Here is a 24675-nt window from a genome sequence, read left to right as displayed (position 1 = left end):
AGGAGCCGGTCCGCTCCGGCGTACAGCGGCGACAGCACCAGGTCGTGCAACAGTGCCGCGCCCACGAACCACAGCACCACGGCGAGCGGGTCGCCCGCGAGCAGACGCACCCCCGCGTAGCCCGCCAGCGCGAACGAGCACAGCAGCAGGAGGAGAGGGAAGGGGGAGCCGCCGCGGGGCGGCCTGGGGGCGGGGGGTCGCATCACAGTTCTCCGAAGGTCATCCGCGCCACCCACTTGGTGTTGAGCACACCGGGCGCCGCGGGCACGATGACGCGGGCCGGGTGGCCGTGGTCCGGGCTCAGGGGAGCACCGTTGACGGCCAGGGCGAGCAGGGAACGCGGGTCGCGTACCTGGTTGTCGCGCAGGGCCGCCCGGCGGAAGGCCCCCTGCCGCTGGAGCGACTCCACCAGCACGCCGGGCGCCTCGCCGGCTCCGTACCCGACGAGCTCCGCCAGGTCGCGCAGCCGTACGCCCCGCCACAGCTGGTCGGAGGTCGACCAGCCCTCCACGCACGCGATGGGCAACGCCGACGTGTGCAGCGGAAGGCGCAGCAGGTCGGCCCGGCTCAGCCGCACCGTCCGCCCCCGCCCCTCGACGACCAGTCGCCACGCGTCCTCGTGCGTCTCGGCCGCCCGGATCCCGCGCGACGCGGCCGTCCTGTTGATCTGGAAGCCGCCGGGCCCCGTGCCCGGCTCGGGGCCGCCGTGCGGGGCGAGCAGGGCCGTCGCCCGCAGGGGTCCGTCGAAACTCCGGCCCGCGGTCGTGACCAGCAGGAGCAGGGAGCCGCCGCCGACGAAGGCGAGGGCGCCGCGGCGCGAGACGGTGGGCGGCGCGGGGTCCGGGGAGGCGAGCCCGTCCGGGCCCTCCTCGGCCCGCAGGCTCCGCAGATTGCGCAGCGCGGCCGGCGTCCGCAGCACCGCATGGGTCACGAACGCCGCGAAGAAGACCCACGCGCCGTAGAAGTGCAGCGGGTAGAACGAGCCGGGGAAGAGGTAGTCGAGCTGGATGTTCAGCACACCCGTGGCGAAATCGAACAGAGCGCCCCCCACCAGCAGGAGCAGCGAGATCCTCTCCAGCCCGTGCGTGAGGGACCGCACGGGCGGCAGGGTGAACAGCTTCGGCAGGACGGACCACAGCTTGGCCAGCAGGACGGGGATCAGCGTGATGCCCAGGGTCACGTGGACGCCCTGGGTGAGCCGGTAGAGCCACGGCGGGTCGGTCGGCCAGGCGAAGAGGTAGAAGCCGAGCAGTCCCTTGCCCGGGGTCGTGTCGTTCACCGGCGACAGATCCGGGTTGTAGGCGGCGTAGGAGACGAGACCCGTCGCGAAGACCACCGTGATCCCGGCGAGCAGCACGACACCGAGGACGGAGGTGAACCGGGCGCCGCGCACCGGGCTGCGCCAGAAACGGGGGGAGGTGGGGAGTCTGTCGTCGCGCATGAACCGACCGTAGGGCGCGACGGCCCCGGGGGAGGGCCGGCGACCCATGACGAAACGCTGACGTCCCGGCACTCCGCATCGGCCACCGGCGCGGTCGGGCCTAGCGTGCAGGGGTGAACCGCGATCACCTGCGCGACCTGTCCGCGGCCCTGGCCGCGGCGCTGCTCGTCACGACGGCTGCCGTGATCGGCGCCGTGCTGCAGAGCCGCTACGGCAACCTGCACGTCAACTGGCCGCCGCTGTACGCCCGCTGGGATCCGCACCTCGGCCCGGGCACGCCCGCCGCGGTGGCCCTCGCCCTCGCGGTGGTCGGGTACGGGCCGTCGCTCGCCGGCCGCCTGTCCTGGCGCGTGCTGCTGGGCGCCGCCTGGGGCGCCGCCATGGCCTGGACCTTCTCGCTCGCCCTGGTCGACGGATGGCACCGGGGCATCGCCCGACGGCTGACCACCCGGTACGAATACCTCCAGGTCATCGACCCGGTCGACCGCTTCCACGACATCCCGGCCGCCCTGCGGGACTTCACCCACCACATCCTGATGCACGCGCCCGACGCCTGGCCCGCGCACGTGGCAGGACACCCGCCGGGCGCCACCCTCACCTTCGTCCTCCTCGACCGGGCCGGGCTGGGCGGCGGCGCCTGGGCCGGAGTCTGGTGCATCACCGTCGGGACGACGGCCGTGATGGCGGTGCTGGTCACCGTACGGGCGCTGTGCGGAGAGGCGCTCGCCCGCCGCGCCGTACCCTTCCTGGTCCTGGCCCCGGCCGCCGTGTGGCTGGGGACGTCCGCGGACGCCTACTTCGCCGCGGTCGCCGCCTGGGCCGTGGCCTTCCTCGCCCTCGCCGTCACAGGCCGCCGCCCGCGCGCGACGGGCTTCGCCTCCGGAGTCCTGTTCGGCCTCACCGTGTACCTCTCCTACGGCCTGACGCTGTTCGCGGTGGTGGCCGCGGGCGTCGTGCTGCTCGGCTCCGGGCGACTGCGGCCGCTCGCCCCCCTTCTCGCGGGATGCGCCGTCGTCCCGGTCGTCTTCACGGTCGCGGGCTTCGACTGGTGGGAGGCGTACCGTCTGCTGGTCACCCGTTACTACCAGGGGGCCGGCGGCATCCGCCCGTACGGCTACTGGGTGTGGGCGAACCTCGCCTGCACGGCGCTCGTCGTGGGCCCGGCGACGGTGGCCGGACTGCGACGCGCCGGCGCGGCTCCCGTACGCCGCGGCCTGCGCGGGTGCCTGCGCCACCCGACGCCCGAGCCACGCCTCGCCCTGCTCGTGCTCGCCGCCCTCCTGGCGCTCCTCGCCGCCGACCTCTCCGGCATGAGCAAGGCCGAGACGGAGCGCATCTGGCTGCCGTTCGCGATCTGGCTGCTCCCGGCCTGCGCGCTCCTGCCCCGGCCGCGCGCCTGGCTCGCGGCGCAGGCCGCTCTCGCCCTGCTCCTCAACCACCTGCTGCTGACGGGCTGGTGACCGCGAGGACCGGCCTCGCGCGACTCCGGCCGCGGACGTGCACGTCCTCCCGGCCGCGGACGTGCACGTCCTACCGGCCGCAGGCGTCCAGGTCTTACGAATCGCGGACGTCGGGGCCGCCCCCGGCGCACCGTGACGAGGCCGGTGAGAAGCTGAGGTCATGCAGCAGCCGCACGAACCGGCCGGCCCTCGTCCTGTCCCACGCGGACAGGGAGGGACGGCCCGCGTCCTCGTCGTGGACGACGATCCCACCGTCGCCGAGGTGGTCTCCGGCTACCTCGACCGCGCCGGGTACCAGGTGGACACGACCGGGGACGGGTACGCCGCGCTCGCCCGGGCCGCGGAGCGGTGGCCGGACCTGGTCGTGCTCGACCTGATGCTGCCCGGCATGGACGGACTCGAGGTGTGCCGCCGGATCCGCGCCCGAGGGCCCGTGCCGGTCATCATGCTCACCGCCCGCGGTGACGAGGACGACCGGATCCTCGGCCTCGAGGTGGGCGCCGACGACTACGTCACCAAGCCCTTCAGCCCGCGTGAACTGGTCCTGCGCGTCGGATCGGTGCTGCGCCGGACCGGTCCCGCGGCCGCGTCGCGCCCGGTGCGGGTGGCAGGGCTCACCGTCGACCCGGCGGCCCGCCGCGCCACCAGGAACGGCGTGGAACTCGCGCTGACGCTCCGCGAGTTCGACCTCCTCGCCTTCCTCCTGCGCCACCCGGGCCGCGTCCACAGCCGTGAGGAACTGATGCGGGAGGTGTGGGGCTGGGACTTCGGCGACCTCTCCACCGTCACCGTCCACGTACGCCGGCTGCGGGGCAAGGTGGAGGACGACCCGGCCCGACCCCGGCTGATCCAGACGGTGTGGGGGGTCGGCTACCGCTTCGACGCCACGCCCGACGAGGAGGCGGTCTGACCGTGCGCGACACCCTCCTCATCGCCCTCTTCGCCTTTCTCGGCGCGGTCGCGGCCGGGCTGCTGGGCGCGGGCCTGCTGTGGCTGATCCGGCGACGGTCGCTGACCACCTCCCTCGCCGTCGTGGCGGCCGTGGCCGTGACCGCCATGCTGGCCGGCACGCTGGCCGTGGCGCAGGCGATGTTCCTGTCCCCGCACGACCTCGGGGTCGTCACCACGGTGGTCGCGATGGCGGCCGTCGTCTCCCTGGCCACCGCTCTGCTGCTGGGCCGCTGGGTCGTCGCCCGCAGCCGGGCCCTCACCGACGCCGCCCGCTCGTTCGGCGAAGGCGGCCGCTTCTCGGCGCCGCACGGCGCCGCCACCGCCGAACTGGAAGCGCTGAGCGCGCAGTTGGCCGCGACCAGCGCCAAGCTGGCGGAGTCGCGTGACCGGGAGCGGGCCCTGGAGGCGTCCCGGCGGGAGCTGGTCGCGTGGATCTCGCACGACCTGCGCACCCCCCTCGCCGGGCTGCGCGCCATGTCCGAGGCTCTGGAGGACGGCGTCGCCACCGATCCGCAGCGCTACCTCCGGCAGATGCGGACGGAGGTGGAACGCCTCAACGGCATGGTGGGGGACCTCTTCGAGCTGTCCAGGATCCACGCGGGGGCGCTGGCCCTGAGCCCGTCCCGCATGTCGGTGTACGACCTCGTGGGCGACGCCCTGGCGGGAGCGGACGCCCTCGCCCGCGAGTGCGGGGTGCGGCTGGTGGGGGATCGCGTCGAGCCGGTGCCGGTCGAGGTGGACGGCAAGGAGATGAGCCGGGTGCTGGGCAACCTGCTGGTGAACGCGATCCGCAGGACCCCTTCCGACGGCACCGTCGCGGTCACCGCCGAGCGTCGCTCCGACGCGGTCGTCCTGTCCGTCGTGGACGGGTGCGGCGGGATACCCGAGGAGGACCTGGCACGGGTCTTCGACACCGGCTGGCGCGGCGGCCACGCACGGACCCCTCCCGCGGGCGCGGGCCTCGGCCTGGCCATCGTCCGGGGCATCGTGGAGGCCCACCGGGGCCGGGCCGCCGTGCGCAACGTCCCCGGCGGCTGCCGCTTCGACGTGACGCTCCCCCTCGCGGAGGCCTGACCGCCCCGCCCCCGGCGCGGACCTGTCGACGACCCGCGTCGGTGGGTGTGCGTGGGAGATGAGAGGCTTGGGCGGGTGAGTGAGACGAAGACCCCGGCCCTCCAATTCCGCTTCGACGGGCCGGAACACGCTCCGGTGCTGATCGTGGGCCCCTCCCTCGGCACCACCTGGCACATGTGGGACCGGCAGGTGCCCGAGCTCGCGCGGCAGTGGCGCGTGCTGCGCTGGGACCTGCCCGGGCACGGCGGGGCGCCCGCCTACCCCGCCGGGTCGGTCGCCGAGCTGGCGGCCCGGCTGCTGGCCACCCTCGACGGGCTGGGCGTGCGCCGCTTCGGGTACGCGGGCTGCGCGCTGGGCGGCGCGGTCGGTCTCGAGCTGGCCCTGCGGCACCCCGAGCGGGTCGCCTCGCTGGCGCTGATCGCCGCCTCGCCCCGCTTCGGCACCCCGGACGAGTTCCGCCAGCGCGGCGTGGTGGTGCGCAGCAACGGGCTGGAGCAGATCGCCCGTTCGTCCCCGGAGCGCTGGTTCACCGGCGGGTTCGCCGCCGCCCAGCCCGCCATCACCGAGTGGGCCGTGCAGATGGTCCGCACCACGGACCCCGGGTGCTACATCGCCGCCTGCGAGGCGCTCGCCGGGTTCGACGTGCGCGCGGAACTGGGCCGGATCGGCGTGCCGACGCTGGTGCTGGCCGGGTCGGACGACCAGGTCACCGGCCCCGCCGAGGCGCGCACCCTGGTCGCAGGCATCCCCGACGCCCGCCTCGCGGTGGTCCCCGGCGCCTCCCATCTGGTGCCGGTGGAACAGCCCGCGGCCGTCACCGACCTGCTGGTCCGGCACTTCTCGTCGGCCTGGCCCACCGGCCCCGAGGGCCTCGCCGGCCCGTCGGTCTCCTCCGTGAGCCAGAGCGTGTCCCGCCCGCGGGCCATGCCGATCGCCGAACTCGCCCCCGCCCCCGACCGGTCCGCGGCGGGCCACCGCGCCGACCTGTACGACACCGGGCTCAAGCTCCGCCGGGAGGTCCTCGGCGACGCCTACGTGGACCGCGCGCTGGACGAGGCGGACGACTTCTCCGGCGACTTCCAGGACATGGTCACCCGGCACGCCTGGGGAGACGTGTGGAGCCGGCCGGGTCTGGACCGCCGCGCCCGCAGCTGCGTCGCCCTCGGCGCGCTGGTCGCCGGCGGCCACTGGGAGGAGTTCGCCGCCCACACCCGCGGCGCGCTGCGCAGCGGCCTCACCCCCGACGAGATCCGCGAGGTGCTGCTGCAGACCGCCGTGCACTGCGGACTGCCCGCCGCCAACCGCGCGTTCGCCATCGCCCGGACGGTGGTGCGGGAGGAGACCATGCCCCAGGAGTGAACACCGCGCGCTCGCCCGGCGAGGCAAGATGGGGGCATGAAGTTCATCAAGAAGTCCCACTCCTGCGTCCGCCTGGAGAAGGACGGCGGCGTGCTCGTCATCGACCCCGGCATGTTCACCGAGGAGGACGCCCTCGCGGGGGCGGACGCCGTCCTGGTCACCCACGAGCACCCCGACCACTTCGACGAGGCCCGGCTGCGCACGGCACTGGAGGCGAACCCGGGGGCCGAGATCTGGACCCTGGCCGCCGTCGCCGACACGCTCTCCGCCGCCTTCCCCGGCCGCGTGCACACGGTCGGCAACGGCGACGCCTTCTCCGTCGCCGGGTTCGACGTCCAGGTGCACGGCGAGCTGCACGCGGTGATCCACCCGGACATCCCGCGGGTCACCAACGTCGGCTACCTGGTCGACGGCCGCGTCTTCCACCCCGGTGACGCGCTCACCGTCCCGCAGTACGCCACGGTCGAGACGCTGCTGCTGCCGGTGCAGGCGCCCTGGAGCAAGCTCTCCGAGGTGATCGACTACGTCCGCGAGGTCAAGCCGCAGCGGGCCTACGACGTGCACGACGCGCTGCTCACCGACCTGGCCCGGCCGATCTACGACCGGCAGATCGGCGCCCTCGGCGGCGCCGAGCACCTGCGGCTCGCCTCCGGGGACTCGGCCGAGCTGTGACCTTCGCCGCGTGGGACGGCACGGCCGTGCCGTCCCACGCGGGACTGTCGGACCCAGCCGGTAGCGTGGTCCCATGCGTATCGCCACCTGGAACGTGAACTCGATCACCGCCCGTCTCCCCAGGCTGCTGGCCTGGCTCGAGACCAGCGGCACGGACGTGCTGTGCCTTCAGGAGGCCAAGGTCGCCGAGGCGCAGTTCCCCTTCGAGCAGCTGCGCGAGGCGGGCTACGAGGCCGCCGTCAACGCCACGGGCCGGTGGAACGGCGTGGCGATCCTCTCCAGGGTCGGCCTGGAGGACGTCGTCAAGGGCCTGCCGGGCGACCCGGGCTACGAGGGCGTCGAGGAGCCGCGCGCGATCTCGGCGACCTGCGGCCCCGTGCGGGTCTGGTCGGTGTACGTGCCCAACGGCCGCGAGGTCGGGCACCCGCACTACGCCTACAAGCTCCAGTGGTTCGAGGCGCTGCGGGCCGCGGTGGCCGGAGACGCGCAGGGGAGCCGCCCGTTCGCCGTGATGGGCGACTACAACGTGGCCCCCGCCGACGAGGACGTCTTCGACGTGGCGGCCTTCGAAGGGCTCACCCACGTCACCCCGGCGGAGCGGGCGGCGCTCGCCGCGCTGCGGGAGACCGGGCTCGAGGACGTGGTGCCGCGGCCGCTCAAGTACGACCGCCCCTACACCTACTGGGACTACCGCCAGCTGGCCTTCCCCAAGAACCGCGGCATACGGATCGACCTGGTCTTCGGCAACCAGGCGTTCGCCAAGGCGGCCAAGGACGCGTACGTCGACCGTGAGGAGCGCAAGGGCAAGGGCGCGTCCGACCACGCGCCGGTCGTGGTCGACCTCGAGGTCTGACCCGAGCTCCATGGGGCCGCGTCCGGCCCGCGCGCCCCATGGTCAGGGGCCGGGGCCGGTGCCAGTCTGGGAGACATGAACCTTCCCTTCCTGGACCACTGGCGCAAGAAGCACGGTCCGTCCCGGGGAACGGCGTTGCTCGCGGGCGGGCCCGGCCGGGGGACCGGCGGGAGCGCGGGCGACCTCGCGGCGGCCGGCGCGATCGCCGAGCTGCTCGCCGAGTGCGAGCTGCTGCGCGCGCACGCCGCGGGGGAGGGCGTCGCACTCGACGACACCCCGGCGTCCCTGGAGGCGCTCGACCAGCTCGCGCCCCGCTGGCGCGACGACGAGGAGACGGTCCTGCGGCTGGGCAACGACGCGGGGCTGTACCTCGGCAGCGTCGTGGTGCGCACGGTGCCGGGTGCCGTGTGGGAGATCTGGCCCGACGGGCGGCCGGTGGTCCGGCTCGCCTCCGGACGCGAGCTGGACGTCGTCGAGGCGGGCCGTGACTGGGCGACGGACGGCGCCCCGGAGCTGTGCCACGTCTACGCCGAGGCCGCCGAATCCTGACGCCCCCGCACCCGCGTCCCACCGCCCGCCCCGTCGCCCCCCCGGCTGGGCTCTCCCGCGCGGTCGCGCCGAGGCGGTGTCCGAAGTGCGTGTCTCCGTCACTTATCGACCGGTCCCGGATAGTTTACGGACCTGACGACACGGCGATGAGCAATGGGGCTGGGCATGGCCTTCGATCCTCTGATCGAGCCTTTGATCGAACTGCGGGGCGTCAACAAGCACTACGGCGACCTGCACGTCCTCCAGGACATCAACCTGACCGTCTCCCGCGGGGAGGTTGTCGTGGTCATCGGCCCGTCCGGGTCGGGCAAGTCCACCCTGTGCAGGGCGATCAACAGGCTGGAGAGCGTCGAGTCCGGCGCCATCCACCTCGAGGGCCGCCCCCTCCCCGAGGAGGGCAAGGCGCTCGCAGGACTGCGCGCCGAGGTCGGGATGGTGTTCCAGTCGTTCAACCTCTTCGCCCACAAGACGGTCCTGCAGAACGTGTCGCTGGCGCAGATCAAGGTCCGCCGCCGCAAGCGCGAGGACGCCGACCGGCGCTCGCGGGAGCTGCTGGAGCGGGTGGGCCTCGCCGCCCACGCCGACAAGTACCCCGCCCAGCTCTCCGGCGGCCAGCAGCAGCGCGTGGCCATCGCCCGCGCCCTGGCCATGGAGCCCACCGCCCTGCTCTTCGACGAGCCGACCTCCGCCCTCGACCCGGAGATGATCAACGAGGTGCTCGAGGTCATGCGGCAGCTGGCCAACGAGGGCATGACCATGGTGGTGGTCACCCACGAGATGGGCTTCGCCCGCTCCGCCGCCAACCGCGTCGTCTTCATGGCCGACGGGAAGATCGTCGAGGACCGCCCGCCCGAGGAGTTCTTCACCGACCCGCACAGCGAGCGGGCCAAGGACTTCCTGTCCAAGATCCTCAAGCACTGACCGGGGCCGCGCCATGAAGAACCCCGCACGCCGCACGCCCGCCCGGCCCCCGCGGACCGCCGTCCGCGCCCTCCTCGCCGCCGCCCTGCTCCTCGCCGCGGCCGCCTGCGGCAAGGACGGCAGCCCGCCGGTGAAGGGCCCGGCCCAGGACAAGCTCCCCACCTACACCGTGAACGAGGACTTCCAGCTGCCCGACTCGCCCACCTGGGTGCGGGCCGAGCGCCGCGGGTACTTCGTCGTCGGGGCCAAGGAGGACCAGCCCTTCCTCGGCGAACGGGACCCGGCCACCGGCGAGTTCACCGGCTTCGACATCGAGATCGCCCGCATGATGTCCGCCTCCCTCGGGCTCGACCCGGACCGCATCCAGTTCAAGACCATCGCCTCCGCCAACCGCGAGACGGCGCTGCAGAACGGCCAGGTCGACTTCTACGTCGGCACGTACACCATCAACGACAACCGCAAGAAGCTGGTCGGCTTCGCCGGGCCGTACTACATGGCCGGCCAGGGCCTGCTGGTCCGCAAGGACGAGCAGGAGATCAAAGGCCCCGAGGACCTCGCCGGCAAGCGGGTCTGCTCGGCGTCCGGCTCCACGCCCTACCAGCGGATCAGGGACGACTTCCCCGAGGCCGACCTGGTCGCCTACGACTCCTACTCGGTCTGCGTCGACAACCTGCTGACCTATCAGGTCGACGCGGTGACCACCGACGACGCCATCCTCATCGGCTACGCCGCGAAGGTCCCCGAGGAGCTGAAGGTGGTGGGCAAGCCCTTCTCCGAGGAGCCCTACGGCATCGGCGTCCCCCGGGAGGACAACGCGCTGCGGTTCGCGCTCGACGACGCCCTGGAGGAGCGGCAGAAGAACGGCGACTGGAAGCGGGCGTACGAGGCCACCCTCGGCCTGTCCGGGGTGCCGGCGCCCCAGCCGCCCCCCATCGACCGTTACCCGGCGGGCTGACGAGGACCGGAACCTGACGTGAACGTACTGATCGACAACTTCTCCACCTACGGCGAGGGCTTCCTCGGCACCGTCGAACTCACCTTCTTCGCCTCGCTGCTCGCCCTCGTGCTGGGCTTCCTGATGGCCTCCTTCCGGGTCGCCCCGGTCGGCTCGCTCAGGGTGATCGGCACGGTGTGGGTGACGGTGCTGCGCAACACCCCGCTGACCCTGCTGTTCTTCGCCGTCCTGCTGGGCCTGCCCCGCTTCGGGCTGGTGCTGCCCTTCACCGTCTTCGCGGTGCTGGCGCTGGGCTGCTACACCTCGGCGTTCATCTGCGAGGCGCTGCGCTCGGGCATCAACACCGTGCCGCGCGGACAGGGCGAGGCGGCCCGCAGCCTCGGCATGACGTTCGGCCAGACCCTGTCGCTCGTCATCCTGCCGCAGGCCTTCCGCACCGTCATCCCGCCGATCGGCTCCACCCTGATCGCCCTCGCCAAGAACTCCGCCATCGCGGGCGCGTTCAGCGTCACCGAACTGCTCGGCGTGTACAAGACGCTCGGCGAGCTCGGCTACGACGTCGTGTGGACGTTCGTGTGGATCGCCGTCGGCTACCTGATCATCACCCTCGCCATCAGCGCGCTCTTCAACGTGCTGGAGCGCAAGTGGGGAGTGCCCCGATGACCTCGACCGCGCAGGCCGAGAACACGCCCACCGCCCTCTACGACATCCCGGGCCCCAAGGCACGCGCCCGTCACCGTCTCTACGGGGCGGCGGCCACCCTGGTGATCCTGGCGCTGCTCGGCTGGCTGGTGTACCTGCTGGTGGACACCGGGCAGTTCGAGGCCGCCAAGTGGACGCCGTTCCAGTACAAGGGCATCCAGGAACTGCTGCTGCGCGGCCTGGGGAACACCCTCAAGGCCTTCGCCATCGCCGCGGTGCTCTCGCTCCTGCTGGGCGTGGTGCTCGCGATGGGGCGGCTGTCCGACCACCGGGCGCTGCGCTGGGTCTCCACCCTGCTGGTGGAGTTCTTCCGGGCCATGCCCGTACTGGTGATGATCTTCTTCGTGTTCGTGGCGCTCGAGGTGCGCCCGCTGCCCGCGCTGGTCACCGGCCTGACCCTCTACAACGGCTCGGTGCTCGCCGAGGTCTTCCGCTCAGGCGTCAACTCGGTGGACCGGGGCCAGCGGGAGGCCGCGTACGCGCTCGGCATGCGCAAGTCGCAGGTGATGACCCACGTGCTGGCGCCGCAGGCCGCGCGGGCCATGCTGCCCTCGATCATCAGCCAGCTGGTGGTCGCCCTGAAGGACACCTCGCTGGGCTTCCTGATCACCTACGAGGAGTTTCTGCACGCCGGGAAACTCATCGCGTCGAACCTTGACTATGATTTGCCTTTCATCCCCGTGGTCCTGGTGATCTCGCCGGTCTACATCGGGATGTGCATGTTGCTCTCCTGGTTCGCCGGGTGGGTCGCCCGGCGCCAGCGGCGCAACCCGAAGACCGAGGCCGTCGACGTGGCCCCGGACCGACCGGGACCGCTGCTGCCGGGCGAGGCCCCGCCCACGGCCGACAGGCCGTAGGGAGCGGCGGCTCACAGGGCACCCCTGGATCCGCCCGGCAGCAGCCGGAGATCACTGCTCGCGCGGTGCCGGACCGTCCGCAAGGCGGTCCGGAACGGGCGAGGAGAAGGTCAGCTGCGCGCCGGCCGGATCCGAGCCCGGCCGCCCGGCACCGGACCCGTTCAGGGCGCCCGGTGTCACGAACCCGCCCGGTGCTTGGGCTGCGCCTGCAGGGCCTTGACCGCGGGGGCCGACTGCGCCGCCTTGGTCACGTCGCCCACCAGTTCGACGACGTCCGCGCCGTAGGCGGCCGAGTTCACCACCTTGAGCAGCAGGACGAACGAGCCGCCGTCGTACTTGCGCGCCAGCTTCTCGTGGTTGCGGGCCAGGTAACGGGTGGCCGCCTGGTTGGTGATGGCGCGCTGGCCGCAGAAGAGGAACACCGGCCGCGCCCCCTTGCCCTGGCCCGCCGTCAGCCGGGCCAGCAGCACGTACTCCTCCGTGCCGGGCTCCATCCGGTAGCGCTCGGTGCCGATCTGGAAGGCGCTGCGGTCCGGACCCGCGTCCGGCTCGGTGTTGATCCGCACCCCGGGCAGCAGCGAGTGCAGGTGCGCCGCCAGTCGCCGGTTGGCGCCCGGCCCGCCGACGCAGAACTCGGTCCGCTCGCCGAAGCTCTGCTGCGCCGCGTCGTGCGCCACCAGCTGCGCGTGGGCGTTGCACTCCCGCACGACCGCGGCGAGTTCCAGCAGCGCGAAGGCGTCGTGCCGCACCACGGTGAGCTCCGGACCGGCCCCCGGGTCGCGGTTGACGACCAGCAGCGACTCCGCGTTGTCGGGCAGACCGAAGAAGGCCTGCTTGCGGCGCAGACGGCGCTCGGCGAGGCGGCCGCGGAGCAGCCAGCCCAGTGCCGTGCCCGCGCAGAGGGCGACCACGGCGAGGACGAGGTACAGCACGACGTTGTTCATGGGCGCGCAGCCTAGCGGGCGTCCATCTGGCGTTCGAGCGCGCCTCTGAAGTGTGCACGGCAATTTGGGCTAGGCTGCGGCGATTACCGATGACCGGAGGTAAAGGTGCGTCTTTCCGTCACACCCCAGCCCGTCACACGGAACCGGACCGGAGCGCCGGGAGCGCCCGGAGCACGACGGCGCACAAGGGGTGCGATCCTGGCGGTCTCGGCCGCCCTCGTCTCCTCGCTCACCGTCGCCGCCCCGGCCCACGGCTCGCCGGCCGGCCCGCCGGGCGGCCACAGCCCCGCCAAGACACCGGTGGCCACCGGCTACGGCGGAGCCGTCTCCAGCGTCGACGCCGACGCCACCGCCGCAGGGCTGGAGATCCTCAGGAAGGGCGGCAACGCGGTCGACGCCGCGGTCGCCACGGCCGCCGCGCTCGGCGTCACCGAGCCGTACTCCGCCGGCGTCGGCGGAGGCGGCTACTTCGTGCTCTACGACGCCCGCTCCCGCAGCGTGCACACCCTGGACGGGCGGGAGACCGCGCCGCTGAGCGCGGGGAGCGACCTGTTCCTGGAGGCCGGCAAGCCCGTCCCCTTCGCGGAGGCCGTCACCAGCGGGCTGAGCGTCGGCACTCCGGGCACCCCCGCCACCTGGGAGAAGGCCCTGGAGAAGTGGGGCAGCAAGCGGCTGTCCGGCGTCCTCGCGCCCGCCGAGAGGCTGGCCCGTGACGGCTTCACGGTCGACGAAACGTTCCGCTCGCAGACGGCCGCCAACGAGACCCGCTTCCGTAACTTCCCGGCCACCACGGAGCTCTTCCTGCCCGGCGGGCGGCTGCCCGAGGTGGGATCCACCCTCAAGAACCCCGACCTGGCCCGCACCTACGCCCGGATGGCCCGGGAGGGCGCCGCCGTCATGTACCGCGGCCCGATCGCCGAGGACGTCGTCGAGACGGTCAACCACCCGCCGGTGGACCCCGCCTCGGACTACCGCGCACGGCCCGGACAGCTCTCGCAGCGGGACCTGACGCGCTACCGCGTCAAGGAGCAGGCGCCCACGGCCGTCCGCTACCGCGGGCTCACGGTCCACGGCATGGCGCCCTCCTCGTCCGGCGGCACCACCGTCGGCGAGGCCCTCAACATCCTGGAGCGCACCGACCTCTCCCGCGCGAGCCAGGCGCAGTACCTGCACCGCTTCGTCGAGGCGAGCCGCATCGCCTTCGCCGACCGCGGCCGCTGGGTCGGCGACCCCGCCTTCGAAGACGTGCCGACCCGTGAACTGCTCTCCCAGGAGTTCGCCGACTCCCGCGCCTGCCTGATCAAGGACGACGCGGTGCTCACCAGCCCCGTCGCCCCCGGCGACCCGCGTCACCCCGCGGCCTGCGCCGCGGGCGGGCAGGCCGCCCCCACCACCTACGAGGGCGAGAGCACCACCCACCTGACGGTCGCCGACAAGTGGGGCAACGTCGTCGCCTACACGCTCACCATCGAGCAGACCGGCGGCAGCGGCATCACCGTGCCGGGGCGCGGCTTCCTGCTGAACAACGAGCTGACCGACTTCTCCTTCGCCCCGGCCAACCCGGCCGTGCACGACCCGAACCTGCCCGGCCCGGGCAAGCGGCCCCGCTCCTCGATGTCCCCGACGATCGTGCTCGACGGCAAGGGCAGGCCGGTGCTGGCGCTCGGCTCGCCGGGCGGCGCGACCATCATCACCACCGTCCTGCAGACCCTCACCGGCGTCGTCGACCGGGGACTGCCGCTGGTGGACGCCATCGCGGCCCCCCGCGCCAGCCAGCGCAACGCGGCCCGCACCGAACTCGAACCCGGCCTGTACGACAGCGCGCTGCGCGCCGAACTCGAGGCCATCGGCCACGTGTTCAGCCGCAACCCGGAGATCGGCGCGGCCACCGGCGTGCAGCGGCTGCCCGACGGCCGCTGGACCGCGGCCGCGGAGACCGTCCGCCGGGGAGGCGGCTCGGCCATGGTGGTGCGCCCGGCCGGCTGACCGCTGACCACTGCCGCGAACGGGGTCCGGCCGCGCCCGACGGCCGCGGCCGGACCCCGGCGGACCCACCGGGCGCACACCGCACGCGCCGCCCGGCACACGACAGGCGCCGCCCGGCTGCAGCCGGGCGGCGCCTGCGGTCCGAGGGCCTGCCGCGGTCAGGAACCCGTTCCGCCGGAGCCGCCGAAGGGAGGCTCCGGCGGGGCGTCGCCGTCCGCGGCGGTCGAACCGGCGCTCTCCACCGTGAACGCCAGGCGGTCGTTCTCACCGACCTCCACCACGACCCGCCCACCGCCGGACAGTCGGCCGTCCAGCAGCATCCGGGACAGCTCGTTGTCCACCTCGCGCTGGATGGTGCGGCGCAGCGGACGCGCGCCGTACTCCGGCTGGTGGCCGTGGCGCGCCAGCCAGTCCACCGCCTGGTCGGTGAACCGCACCGTGACGTCCTGCGCGTGCAGCCGCCGGCGGGTGCGCTCCAGCATCAGATCGGTGATCTGCCGCAGCTGCACGTCGGTGAGCTGACGGAACACCACGATCTCGTCGATCCGGTTGAGGAACTCCGGCCGGAAGTGCTGCCGCAGCGGCCGCAGCACCCGCTCCCGTCGCGCCTCCTCGTCCACGGCGGCGTCCGCGGCGGTGAAGCCCAGGGCGCCGCCGCCCCGGACGATCGCCTCGGAACCCAGGTTCGAGGTCATCACGATCACCGTGTTGGTGAAGTCGACGGTGCGGCCCTGCGAATCCGTCAGCCGGCCGTCGTCCAGGACCTGGAGCAGGATGTTGAAGACGTCCGGATGGGCCTTCTCCACCTCGTCGAGCAGCAGCAGCGAGTACGGGTGCCGCCGCACCACCTCGGTGAGCTGACCCGCCTCCTCGTGCCCGACGTAGCCGGGCGGGGCGCCGACCAGACGGCTCACCGTGTGGCGCTCCTGGTACTCGCTCATGTCCAGCCGGACCATCCGCTCCTCGCTGCCGAACAGTGCCTCCGCCAGCGCCCGCGCCAGCTCCGTCTTGCCGACGCCGGTCGGGCCGAGGAAGAGGAAGCTGCCGATCGGCCGGTCCGGGCCGGCCAGCCCGGCGCGGGCCCGCAGCACGGCGTCCGCGACCACCTTCACGGCCTCGTCCTGGCCCACCACGCGCTCGTGCAGGTGCTCCTCCAGGTGCAGCAGCCGGTCCTTCTCCTCGGCCGTCAGGCTGGCCACCGGGATGCCCGTCTGCCGGGAGACGACCTCGGCGATCGACTCCACGGTGACCACCAGGTTCTGCCCCTCGTCGGGCTGCTCGTCCTGGCCGGCCGCCTCGATGCGCGCGCGGACCTCCTCGATCCGGTCGCGCAGCCGCGTCGCCTCCTCGTACTGCTCGGCGGCGACCGCCTGGTCCTTGTCGCGGGTCAGCTGCTCCGCCTCCCGCTGGAGCGCCCGCACGTCGGTGCCCCGGCCCCGCGAACGCAGCCGGACCCGGGCCCCGGCCTGGTCCATCAGGTCGATCGCCTTGTCGGGCAGGAACCGCTCGGTGAGGTAGCGGTCGGAGAGCTCCACCGCCGCCACCAGCGCCTCGTCGGTGTACCGCACCTGGTGGTGCGCCTCGTAGCGGTCGGCGAGGCCGCGCAGGATCTCGATCGCGTCGGCCACCGACGGCTCGGGCACCATCACCGGCTGGAAGCGGCGGGCCAGCGCCGCGTCCTTCTCGATCCTCCGGTACTCCTCCAGCGTGGTGGCGCCCACCACGTGCAGCTCGCCGCGGGCCAGGGCGGGCTTGAGGATGTTGCCCGCGTCCATCCCGCCGCTCTCACCGCCGCCTCCCGCGCCGACCACCGTGTGCAGCTCGTCGATGAAGACGACCAGTTCGTTCGGGTGGGAGCGGATCTCGTCGATGATCCCGTTGAGCCGCTCCTCGAAGTCGCCGCGGTAGCGGGTGCCCGCCACCACGCCGGACACGTCCAGGGCGACCACCCGGCGTCCGGCGAGCACGTCGGGGACGTCGTCGTCCGCGATCCGCTGGGCGAGACCCTCCACGATCGCGGTCTTGCCGACGCCGGCGTCGCCGATCAGCACCGGGTTGTTCTTGCCGCGCCGGGAGAGGACCTCGACGGTCTGCTCGATCTCCTCCTCCCGCCCGATCACCGGGTCGATCCGGCCCTGCCGGGCGAGCTCGGTGAGGTCGCGGCCGTAACGGTCCAGGTTCGGAGTGTTCATGCCGTGCTGCGGCTGCTCGGGATGGCGCCGCACGGCGGTGGAGCCGGCCGGGACCCGGCCTCCCGCGGCGGCCGACGACTCCTGGCCCTCCGGCGGGGGAGTGGGCGCGAAGCGGGCCGTGCCGAGGATGTGGCCGGCCGCCGAGTCGGGGTTCTCGGCCAGCGCGCTCAGGACGTGCTCGGGGCCGATGTAGCCGTCGCCGCGGCTGCGGGCCAGCTCGTGCGCGTCCAGCAGGGCGCGCTTGACGGCCGGGGTCATCGCCACCGACGCCGGCGGGGTCTCGTCGCCCACGGGCGCGGCGGCGCGGCTGTCGATGTCCGCCGCCAGCTCGTCGGGGTCCGCGCCCGCGCGGGCGATCAGGCTGCGGGTCGGCTCGATGGCCAGGGCGGCGCGCAGCAGGTGCTCGGTCTCCAGGTCGCGGCTGCCGTGCTCGGCGGCGTAGGCGGCCGCGGCGCGGACCAGGTCCTGGGCGGGGCGGCTCATCAGACGGCCGATGTCCACGCGCCGTGGCGGGGCGCCCTCGCCGCCGCCCTGGCCCGGGGAGCCGCCGCCGGACCCCCTGGCCGACGGAGCGGGACCGAAGAGTCCGCTGCTGAACAGGCGTGCGAAGAACTCTGCGAAGGGGTCCGAGCCGTAGCCCTGCGGACCCGGGAATCCGCTGGTCATCAGCCATCCGTTTCGGCGCGCCCCCTGTACCGCGCGGGCGCACGAGGTCGACAGTCCGTGCGCCCGCCGGGTGCCCCTGGGGCAGGTGGCTACACCTCGGCCGGACGGTGCCGGCCGCACGGGGCGCGCGGGCGACCGGCTGCTCCGGGGCCGTCACCGCCCGCGACCGGAGGATCACGTGGCTCGCGGCGGAAAACTCGGCGTAGCCCGGGCGTAACACGGCTGGTGTTCGCTTCGGACCGGACAGTTCCGGACCCACGGCGGTGAGGGGATCGCGGCATGGTGGTGCAAGAACTCCCGGTGCCGGTCGGGGACTTCGCCGGATACCTGGGCGGACTCCTGGGCCGCGTCGACCCGCGGGCCGGTTGGTGCGGCGTCTTCTGGCGGCGCGATCCGGACGGTATGCGCGCGTGCGTCGAGGGGCGTGAGGTGCCGCCCTGGGACGTCGTCGAGGACCTGCTGCACGACCTCGCCGCCGCCCACGGGGCCCCGGCCGCGGACCGGGAGCGCGGCACCGCCCGCGCCCTGCACGCGCGGGCCGCGGCCGCGTACGATGCGCGGCCCGGAGGACGGGAGGCCCTGCGGGACCGGCTGGAGACCACCCTGCGCGAGGAACGGGAGGCCGCAGAGCGGCTGGAGACGCTCCGGCGTCCCGTCGCGCCGGCCGGGGACGCGCGGGCCGCGGAGGCGCTGCGCGCGGACCTCGCGTGGGCGCGGGCCGATCACGAGCGGGCCGTCGCCAGGGCCGCGGAGTTACGGGACCGGCTGGAGGCCCTGGCCGCGGCGCGGCGCGCCTCGTGGGAGACCGGCGGCCCGCGGGGCCGCCCCGCGCAGGAGCCGCCTGCGCAGGGGCACCGCGCCCAGGGGCTCGCGCCGCAGGGCCTTCCGCTGCGGGGCCTGCCCGCGCAGGGGCGGTACCGGGCGCGGACGGAGGAGTCCGGACCGCGGCCGGAACCCGGAGCGGCCGGGCACGGCGCGGAGCCCGTGCGGCGGCCGGAACCGGGGGTGACCGGGCACGGCGCGAAGCCCGAACGGCGGCCGGAACCCGGGGCGGCGTACGGCCCGGCGGCCGGTGGTGACGGGTCCGGCGAGGATGCCACGGCCGGCAAGCGGCAGAAGAGGAAGCGTCCTCGTGGCAGTGCCCGGTTCGCCGGGATGCCGACGGAACCGGAAGCGCCCACCGGCTCCGCGGCGCCGGCTCTCCCCGGCGTCCTCGCGCCCGTGCCGGAACCGGCCCCCGACGCGGTGCCGCGGGGCGCGCGGTTCGCGGGCGCGGCCGACCAGCCGGGAGGCGCCCGGCGCGAGCCCGCGGAACCGGACGCCGAGGACCGGGCGGCGGTGACCGAGGGCGTGGCGCGACTGCTGCGGTTGCGCGGTCAGGGCCGTTCGGGGGAGGCGCACGCGCTGCTGGCGGAGATGGCGCGGTGGCCGGTCTCCCGCCTCCCCCTGGCCGCCGAATGGCTGGAGGGGTCGGGCGGCGAGGCCGAGTGGGCCACGCTGCTGTGGGAGGCGTCGTCCCTGCCCGTGCCGCGCCTGGTGCCGGTCGCCGACGCGCTCGCGGCGGCGGGCCGGCCGGACGACGGGGAGCGGGTGCTGCGGCAGGGCGTGGCCCGTCCCGCCGAGGAGATGGCGGACGCGGTGGCGGCCCTGTGCGACGCGCGGCGCGACAGGGAGGTGCGGCTGCTGATGGACGCGTACGTGCGCACCCGGGTGCCCGCCGAGGCGGCGCGCTGCGCGGCGGGGAATCCGGCGCGGATGGTCCCGTTGCTGCTGGAGGCGGCGCGCGGGGTGTCGCAGGACCGCTACTGGGACGTCGTCCACGCGCTGCGGGTCGCGGGGGTAGGGGGCGCGTAGCCCCCGGGCCGGCCCCTCACGGGGGCGCACGGGCGCCCGTTTCCGGTGCGGCGGGGTGCGGGGCGGATGCCGTGCCGGCGGCGGACGGGACCCGTCGCCCGGCTTACCGTCGGTGCCGCGCGGCACCGTCGCCCGAGCCGCAGGCGCGCGGGATCCGTCGCCCGAGCGCCGCAGGCCCATCGGCACTCGCTGCCCGCGACAGCCCGGGTGACGGCGCGGGCCGCGCCCCCGGCTGGGGACGCGGCCCGCGCGGGTCACGGCCGGTGGAGGGAGGCCTCGCACTCCTCCCGTGACGCGGGGCCGAACACCCGGGTCCAGCCGGCCGGGACCTCACGCCAGTCCGGCCACAGCGAGCGTTCCCCGCGGTCGTTGACCAGGACCCAGAACGGCGTCGGGGCGTCGAACGGGGAGGGGATGTCGGTCGCGCTCACGCGTCGAGCTCCTTCAGCCGGGCGGAGACCACCGCGGCCACCGCGTCCAGGTGGCGGCCCTGGGTGATCAGCGGGTGGGTGCAGTCGAGGTCCAGGTTGCGGACCTCGCCGCCGACGTGCGGACGCCAGGACTCCCAGGTCAGCCAGTCCTCCGCGCGCGGGGCCGCGGCGGTGAAGAACAGCAGGTCGCCCTCGTACCGCCGGTGGACGTGCTCGCGCATCAGCCGCGCGTTGTGCGGCACGATGTCGACGATCCGGTTCAGCGTGACGTCGGAGAGGCCGCCCAGCGGGCTGCCGAGCCGGGCCAGCGTGGCGACCACGTCGTCCTTGGTGGCCTCCACGGTCCGCTCCAGGCCCGCCATCCGCAGCACCGCGGTGAGCGCGTCGCCCTCCTCCGGCGCGGGCCGCTCCCGCCACTGCTCGGCGGGGAACGCGTCGAGCAGCGCCAGCAGGTCGACCTCCTCGCCGGCCTCCTGAAGCAGCACCGCCATGGTCTGCGCCAGCGCGCCGCCGACCGACCAGCCCATCAGCCGGTACGGCCCGTGCGGCCGCACCGCGCGGATCCGGCCGACGTACTCGGCGGCCAGTTCCTCCAGCGACGCGGGCAGCGGGCCGCCCTCCAGCAGCCCGGGCGCCTGCACGCCGTACACCGGCCGGTCGGGGCCCAGCCGCGCGGGAAGCCCCGCGTAGCACCAGGCGATGCCGCCCGCGGGATGCACCACGAACAGCGGCGGCAGGTCACCGTCGGGGCGCAGCGGCAGCACCACGTCCAGCGCGTCCGAGGAGGCCGGACGGGCGCTGTCCAGCCGGGCGGCGAGCGCCGCGGGCGTCGGCGAGGCGAACAGCGAGCCGAGGGTGAGCTCCGCGCCGAACTCCTCGCGGATCCGCCCCACCAGACGGATCGCCAGCAGCGAGGAGCCGCCCAGGTCGAAGAAGGTGTCGTCGGCGCCCACCTCGCCCAGCCCCAGCACCTCGGCGAAGATCCGGGCCATCGCCTCCTCGCGGGCCACCGTCGGCCGGCGGCCACCGGAAGGCTCATGGACCGGGACCGGCAGGGCGCGGCGGTCCAGCTTGCCGTTGGGCGACAGCGGGAACTCCTCCAGCGCCACCACGGCCGTCGGCACCATGTGCTCCGGCAGCGTCAGCGCCACCGCCTCGCGCACCGCGAGCGGGTCGGCCGCGCCGGTGACGTAGCCGACCAGGCGCTGGTCGCCCGGGCGGTCCTCGCGGACCAGCGCGCAGGCGCCGTCCACCCCGTCCTGGGCGGCCAACGCGGCCTCGATCTCGCCCAGTTCGATGCGCTGGCCGCGCAGCTTCACCTGGTGGTCGGTGCGGCCCAGGTACTCGACCCCGCCGTCCGCGCGCCACCGCGCCAGGTCGCCGGTGCGGTACATCCGCTCGCCGGGCGGGCCGAACGGGTCGGCGACGAACCGTGAGGCCGTCAGCTCCGGGCGTCCCAGGTAGCCGTCGGCCAGCTGGGCGCCGGCCAGGTAGAGCTCGCCGGGAACGCCGGGCGGGCAGGGCTGGAGCGCCGCGTCCAGGACGTACAGCCGGGTGTTCCACACCGGGGCGCCGATCGGCACCGGCCCCTCGTCGCCCGGCAGCACCTCGTGGTACGAGACGTCCACCGCGGCCTCGGTGGGGCCGTACAGGTTGTGCAGCCGCACCCCGGGCAGCCGGCCGGCGAAGGCGCGCGCGGTGTCCCTCGGGAGCGCCTCGCCGCTGCAGAACACCTGGCGCAGCGTGGAGCCCACCGTGGCGGCCGACGGCTCGGCCAGGAACAGCTGGAGCATCGAGGGCACGAAGTGGCAGGTGGTGACCTTCTCCTCGTTGATCAGCCAGGTCAGGTAGGCCGGGTCCCGGTGACCGCCGGGCTCGGCCACCACCAGCGTCGCGCCCACCCGCAGCGGCCAGAAGAACTCCCACACCGACACGTCGAAGGAGGCGGGCGTCTTCTGCAGCACCCTGTCGCCGGGGCCCAGCGGGTACGCGTGCTGCATCCACCGCAGGCGGTTGTCGATCGCCGAGTGCGGCACCACGACGCCCTTGGGACGGCCGGTGGAGCCGGAGGTGTAGATGACGTAGGCCGGGTGCGAGGGCGTCAGCGCCCGGGCCGGGTCGCAGGCCGGGTGGGCGGACAGGTCCAGGCCGTCGAGCACCACCAGCGGGGTGGCCACGTCGGAGAGCAGCCGCCGGTCGTGGTCGGTCACCGCGCACACCGGCGCGGCGTCCTCGAGCATGTCGGTCAGCCGCCGGGCCGGGTGGTCGGGGTCCAGCGGCAGGTAGGCGGCGCCCGCCTTCACCACGGCCAGCAGCGCGGTCACCAGCTCCAGCGAGCGGGGGAGCGCCACCCCGACCACCTTGCCGGGGCCCGCGCCCCGCTCGATCAGGTGGCGGGCCAGCCGGTTGGCGCGGGCGTTGAGCTCGGCGTAGGTGAGCGTCGTGCCGTCGAAGACCAGGGCGGGGGCGTCCGGGGTGCGGGCGGCCTGCGCCTCGATCGGGCCGATCAGCGTGGTCGGCGGGAGCTCCTGTGCGGTGTCGTTGAAGTCCCTTACCACCAGGTCGAGTTCGTGCGGCAGGGCCACCGGGTGCGCGGCCAGCGGCAGCATGGGGTCGGCGGCCACCAGGCGGTCGAGCAGCGCCAGGAAGCGGTCCTGGTGGAGGGCGACCTCGTCCTCGGAGTAGAGCGCCGGGTTGGCGTCGTGGTCGATCTCCAGGCCGTGCCCGTCGGCGCGGTCGTAGACGTTGACCGTCAGGTCCTCCACCGGCCCGGCGGACAGGCTGCGCAGCCGTGCCGGGGAGCCCGCGAAGTCCACCGCGTAGTCGAAGGGCATGGTGTTGACCATCGGCCCCACCAGCGCGCGCTGTTCGCCCAGCAGCCCCAGGTCGCGGCGGATGTCCTCGTAGCGGTACCGCTGGTGGCGGCGGGCCGCGCGCAGCGCCAGCACCACCTGGCGCACCAGCGCGGCGAAGGTCTGCCGCGGCTCCACGGACACCCGCAGCGGCAGCACGTTCATCACCATGCCGGGCACCCGCAGCGCGACGGAGCCCATGCGGCCCATCAGCGGCACGCCGAGCACCACCTCCTGCCGGTGGGTGGCGCGGGCGGTGTAGAGCGCCTGCGCGGCGATCATCACCTCGGGCCAGGTGGCCTTCAGCGCGGACGCGGTCTCCCGCAGCCGGCCGGTGGCCTCGGGGGAGAGGTGGGCGGTGCGGCGCAGGAAGGTCCGCGAGGGCTGCGCGCCGCGTCCGGCCAGGTGCGGGGCCTCGGGACGGTCGGCCAGCAGCTGCGACCAGTGCGCGCGGTCGGTCTCCAGCGCCTCGCCGGAGCGGTACTCCAGGTCGGCGGCGACCAGCTCGGCCAACGGCCGGAAGGCCGTCGCGGGCGGCTCCTCGCCACGGGCGAAGGCGCTGTACGCCTCCGCGGTGCGGCGGCCCAGCAGGGTGTAGCCGTAGCCGTCCATGACCAGGTGGTGGATGCGCTGGTACCACAGCCAGCGTTCGTCCCCGGTGCGCAGCAGTGCCTGGGCGAACAGCGGCTCCGTGCCGCCGAGGTCGAACGGCCGCGCCAGGTCGGCGCGCATCCACTCCTCGGCGCGCGCGGCCGGGTCGTCGGCGTCCCTGAGGTCGAGCACCTGGAAGGGCAGCTCGACCTCCTCCAGGACGCGCTGGCGCGGCCCCTGCGGCGTCTCCACCAGACGCACGCGCAACGCGTCCGCCTCCCGCACCACCAGCCGCAGGGCACGGGCGAAGAGGTCCGGGTCCAGCGGGCCGTCGATCTCGGCGCACTCGGCCGTGTTCAGCGCCGGGCCGGCGGGATCCAGCGCCTGCGCGTACCACATGCCCGACTGCGCGGCGGTGAGCGGGAGTTCGGGCGGGGAGTCCCCGGTGTGCGCCCCGGTGGGGGTGGGCGTGGCGACGGTCATGAGGCCGCCCCCAGCAGTCGCGCCCAGGCCTCGACGGCGGGCTGCTCCGCGAGGTCGGCGAAGTCGGCGCCGACGCCGTGGTCGCGGCGCCAGCCCTCGAGCAGCGTCATGATGCGGACCGAGTCGAGGCCGTAGTCCACGAGGTTCTCGTCCACCGGGATCTCGGCGGGGTCCTCGCCGAGGCAGTCGGCGACGTCGGCGTGGATCTGGTGCAGGGTGAGGGCCATCGCGCGGATCAGTCCTTCTCGGTCAGCGCGCCCAGCAGCGCGTCGGTGGTGGTGACGGCCGCGCAGCGGCCGGCGGCCCAGCGCAGGGCCATGTCGTGGTCGGCGCGGCTGAAGTCGGCGACGGCGTCGGCGACCAGGTAGGCGCGGATGTCGCGCTGCCAGGCGTCGGCCGCGCTCATCAGCACGCCGATGTGGGCGTAGACGCCGGTGACGATCAGCTCGTCGCGGCCCCACCCGGCCATCAGCTCGGCCAGTTCGGTGCGGACGAAGGCGCTGTACTTCCACTTGCGCAGCAGCGTGTCGCCCGGCGCCGGGGCCACGATCTCCGGGGTGGTCAGCCTCTCGGGGTCGTCGGCGACGCCCGGCCCCCAGAAGTCCAGCTGGAGGCCGCGCTCCTCGGGCGTCTGGCCGCCCTTCTGCGCGGAGTACACGACCGGGACGCCCGCCGCGCGGGCGGCGGCGATCAGCCGGGCCGTGTTGGCGAGCATGCCGGTCAGCGGCTGCTCACCGGCCGGGAAGGACCCGAGGAAGTGGTTCTGCAGGTCGTGCACGAGCAGCACGGCGCGCCGGGGGTCCGCCGTCCAGGAGACGCGGTTGGCGGGCAGCTCGTCCGGTGCGGGCAGCGGGTAGGGGGCGATGGCGGGAAGTGCCATGG

At 74.5% G+C, this 24675-nt stretch carries 20 protein-coding genes; 13 read left to right on the top strand and 7 right to left on the bottom strand.

From position 1 onward, the window contains the following. Positions 1-202: 202 nt before the first annotated feature. Positions 203-1441 carry a molybdopterin-dependent oxidoreductase gene (locus ABT026_RS02525; protein WP_351111335.1) on the bottom strand — a complete coding sequence of 413 codons (1239 nt, stop codon included), beginning with the start codon at positions 1439-1441 and terminating at the stop codon, positions 203-205. Between the two features lie 113 nt (positions 1442-1554). Between ABT026_RS02525 and ABT026_RS02520 the strand changes: the two genes are divergently transcribed. The 11 genes from ABT026_RS02520 to ABT026_RS02470 all read left to right on the top strand — a co-directional run bounded on the left by ABT026_RS02520 (position 1555) and on the right by ABT026_RS02470 (position 11794). Next, positions 1555-2901 (top strand): hypothetical protein, encoded by a 1347-nt coding sequence (locus tag ABT026_RS02520; RefSeq protein WP_351111333.1) that lies wholly within the window; start codon positions 1555-1557, stop codon positions 2899-2901. A gap of 160 nt (positions 2902-3061) precedes the next feature. Then, positions 3062-3811, top strand: coding sequence for a response regulator transcription factor (locus ABT026_RS02515; RefSeq protein ID WP_351111331.1), 750 nt, complete (start codon positions 3062-3064; stop codon positions 3809-3811). Between the two features lie 2 nt (positions 3812-3813). After that, positions 3814-4926: a sensor histidine kinase gene (locus tag ABT026_RS02510; RefSeq protein WP_351111329.1), complete on the top strand. Its 1113-nt coding sequence runs from the start codon at positions 3814-3816 to the stop codon at positions 4924-4926. 75 nt (positions 4927-5001) lie between these two features. Beyond that, positions 5002-6285, top strand: coding sequence for a bifunctional 3-oxoadipate enol-lactonase/4-carboxymuconolactone decarboxylase PcaDC (gene pcaDC, locus ABT026_RS02505; RefSeq protein ID WP_351111327.1), 1284 nt, complete (start codon positions 5002-5004; stop codon positions 6283-6285). A gap of 36 nt (positions 6286-6321) precedes the next feature. Then, complete coding sequence (locus tag ABT026_RS02500) at positions 6322-6957, top strand: MBL fold metallo-hydrolase (RefSeq protein ID WP_351111325.1); 636 nt, start codon at positions 6322-6324, stop codon at positions 6955-6957. A gap of 73 nt (positions 6958-7030) precedes the next feature. Next, on the top strand, positions 7031-7810 hold the full coding sequence (locus ABT026_RS02495) for an exodeoxyribonuclease III (RefSeq protein ID WP_351111323.1): 780 nt from the start codon (positions 7031-7033) through the stop codon (positions 7808-7810). Between the two features lie 75 nt (positions 7811-7885). Beyond that, positions 7886-8359 carry a DUF6278 family protein gene (locus ABT026_RS02490; protein WP_351111321.1) on the top strand — a complete coding sequence of 158 codons (474 nt, stop codon included), beginning with the start codon at positions 7886-7888 and terminating at the stop codon, positions 8357-8359. A 165-nt stretch (positions 8360-8524) separates the two neighbouring features. After that, a complete protein-coding gene (locus ABT026_RS02485; RefSeq protein WP_351111319.1) occupies positions 8525-9280 on the top strand; it encodes an amino acid ABC transporter ATP-binding protein in 756 nt (251 codons plus the stop codon). A 13-nt stretch (positions 9281-9293) separates the two neighbouring features. After that, positions 9294-10235: a glutamate ABC transporter substrate-binding protein gene (locus ABT026_RS02480; RefSeq protein ID WP_351111318.1), complete on the top strand. Its 942-nt coding sequence runs from the start codon at positions 9294-9296 to the stop codon at positions 10233-10235. A gap of 18 nt (positions 10236-10253) precedes the next feature. Further along, entirely contained in the window at positions 10254-10898 is a 645-nt protein-coding gene (locus ABT026_RS02475; RefSeq protein ID WP_351111316.1) for an amino acid ABC transporter permease, read from the top strand. Further along, the gene (locus ABT026_RS02470) at positions 10895-11794 is read left to right on the top strand and encodes an amino acid ABC transporter permease (protein ID WP_351111314.1); all 900 of its coding nucleotides are present in this window, start codon (positions 10895-10897) and stop codon (positions 11792-11794) included. The genes ABT026_RS02475 and ABT026_RS02470 overlap by 4 nt, the downstream gene beginning before the upstream one ends. Before the next feature lie 176 nt (positions 11795-11970). On the opposite strand, the gene ABT026_RS02465 is transcribed toward ABT026_RS02470, so the two are convergent. Then, positions 11971-12738 (bottom strand): hypothetical protein, encoded by a 768-nt coding sequence (locus ABT026_RS02465; RefSeq protein WP_351111312.1) that lies wholly within the window; start codon positions 12736-12738, stop codon positions 11971-11973. 198 nt (positions 12739-12936) lie between these two features. Here ABT026_RS02465 and ggt point away from each other — a divergent pair, with 198 nt between their 5' ends. Further along, on the top strand, positions 12937-14724 hold the full coding sequence (gene ggt / locus ABT026_RS02460; protein ID WP_502967888.1) for a gamma-glutamyltransferase: 1788 nt from the start codon (positions 12937-12939) through the stop codon (positions 14722-14724). Between the two features lie 158 nt (positions 14725-14882). Here ggt and ABT026_RS02455 read toward each other — a convergent pair whose 3' ends face one another. Beyond that, positions 14883-17582: an ATP-dependent Clp protease ATP-binding subunit gene (locus ABT026_RS02455; RefSeq protein ID WP_351111310.1), complete on the bottom strand. Its 2700-nt coding sequence runs from the start codon at positions 17580-17582 to the stop codon at positions 14883-14885. A gap of 279 nt (positions 17583-17861) precedes the next feature. Between ABT026_RS02455 and ABT026_RS02450 the strand changes: the two genes are divergently transcribed. Next, positions 17862-19436, top strand: coding sequence for a hypothetical protein (locus tag ABT026_RS02450; protein ID WP_351111308.1), 1575 nt, complete (start codon positions 17862-17864; stop codon positions 19434-19436). A 254-nt stretch (positions 19437-19690) separates the two neighbouring features. Here the strand turns inward: ABT026_RS02450 and ABT026_RS02445 are convergent, their stop codons facing one another. From ABT026_RS02445 to ABT026_RS02430, 4 genes are read right to left on the bottom strand one after another with little or no spacing between them, the layout of a single operon-like run. After that, positions 19691-19867 carry an MbtH family NRPS accessory protein gene (locus ABT026_RS02445; protein WP_351111306.1) on the bottom strand — a complete coding sequence of 59 codons (177 nt, stop codon included), beginning with the start codon at positions 19865-19867 and terminating at the stop codon, positions 19691-19693. Beyond that, entirely contained in the window at positions 19864-23793 is a 3930-nt protein-coding gene (locus ABT026_RS02440) for a non-ribosomal peptide synthetase (protein ID WP_351111304.1), read from the bottom strand. The genes ABT026_RS02445 and ABT026_RS02440 overlap by 4 nt, the downstream gene beginning before the upstream one ends. Then, a complete protein-coding gene (locus ABT026_RS02435) occupies positions 23790-24020 on the bottom strand; it encodes a phosphopantetheine-binding protein (RefSeq protein WP_351111302.1) in 231 nt (76 codons plus the stop codon). Before ABT026_RS02435 ends, ABT026_RS02440 begins: the two co-directional genes overlap by 4 nt. Before the next feature lie 8 nt (positions 24021-24028). Continuing rightward, entirely contained in the window at positions 24029-24673 is a 645-nt protein-coding gene (locus ABT026_RS02430; protein WP_351111301.1) for an isochorismatase family protein, read from the bottom strand. Between the last annotated feature and the right edge of the window lie 2 nt (positions 24674-24675).

The organism is Streptomyces sp. NPDC002734 (assembly GCF_040295685.1).
In the GTDB taxonomy this organism is placed as follows: domain Bacteria; phylum Actinomycetota; class Actinomycetes; order Streptomycetales; family Streptomycetaceae; genus Streptomyces.
This window is presented reverse-complemented; position numbering and strand designations above follow the sequence as displayed.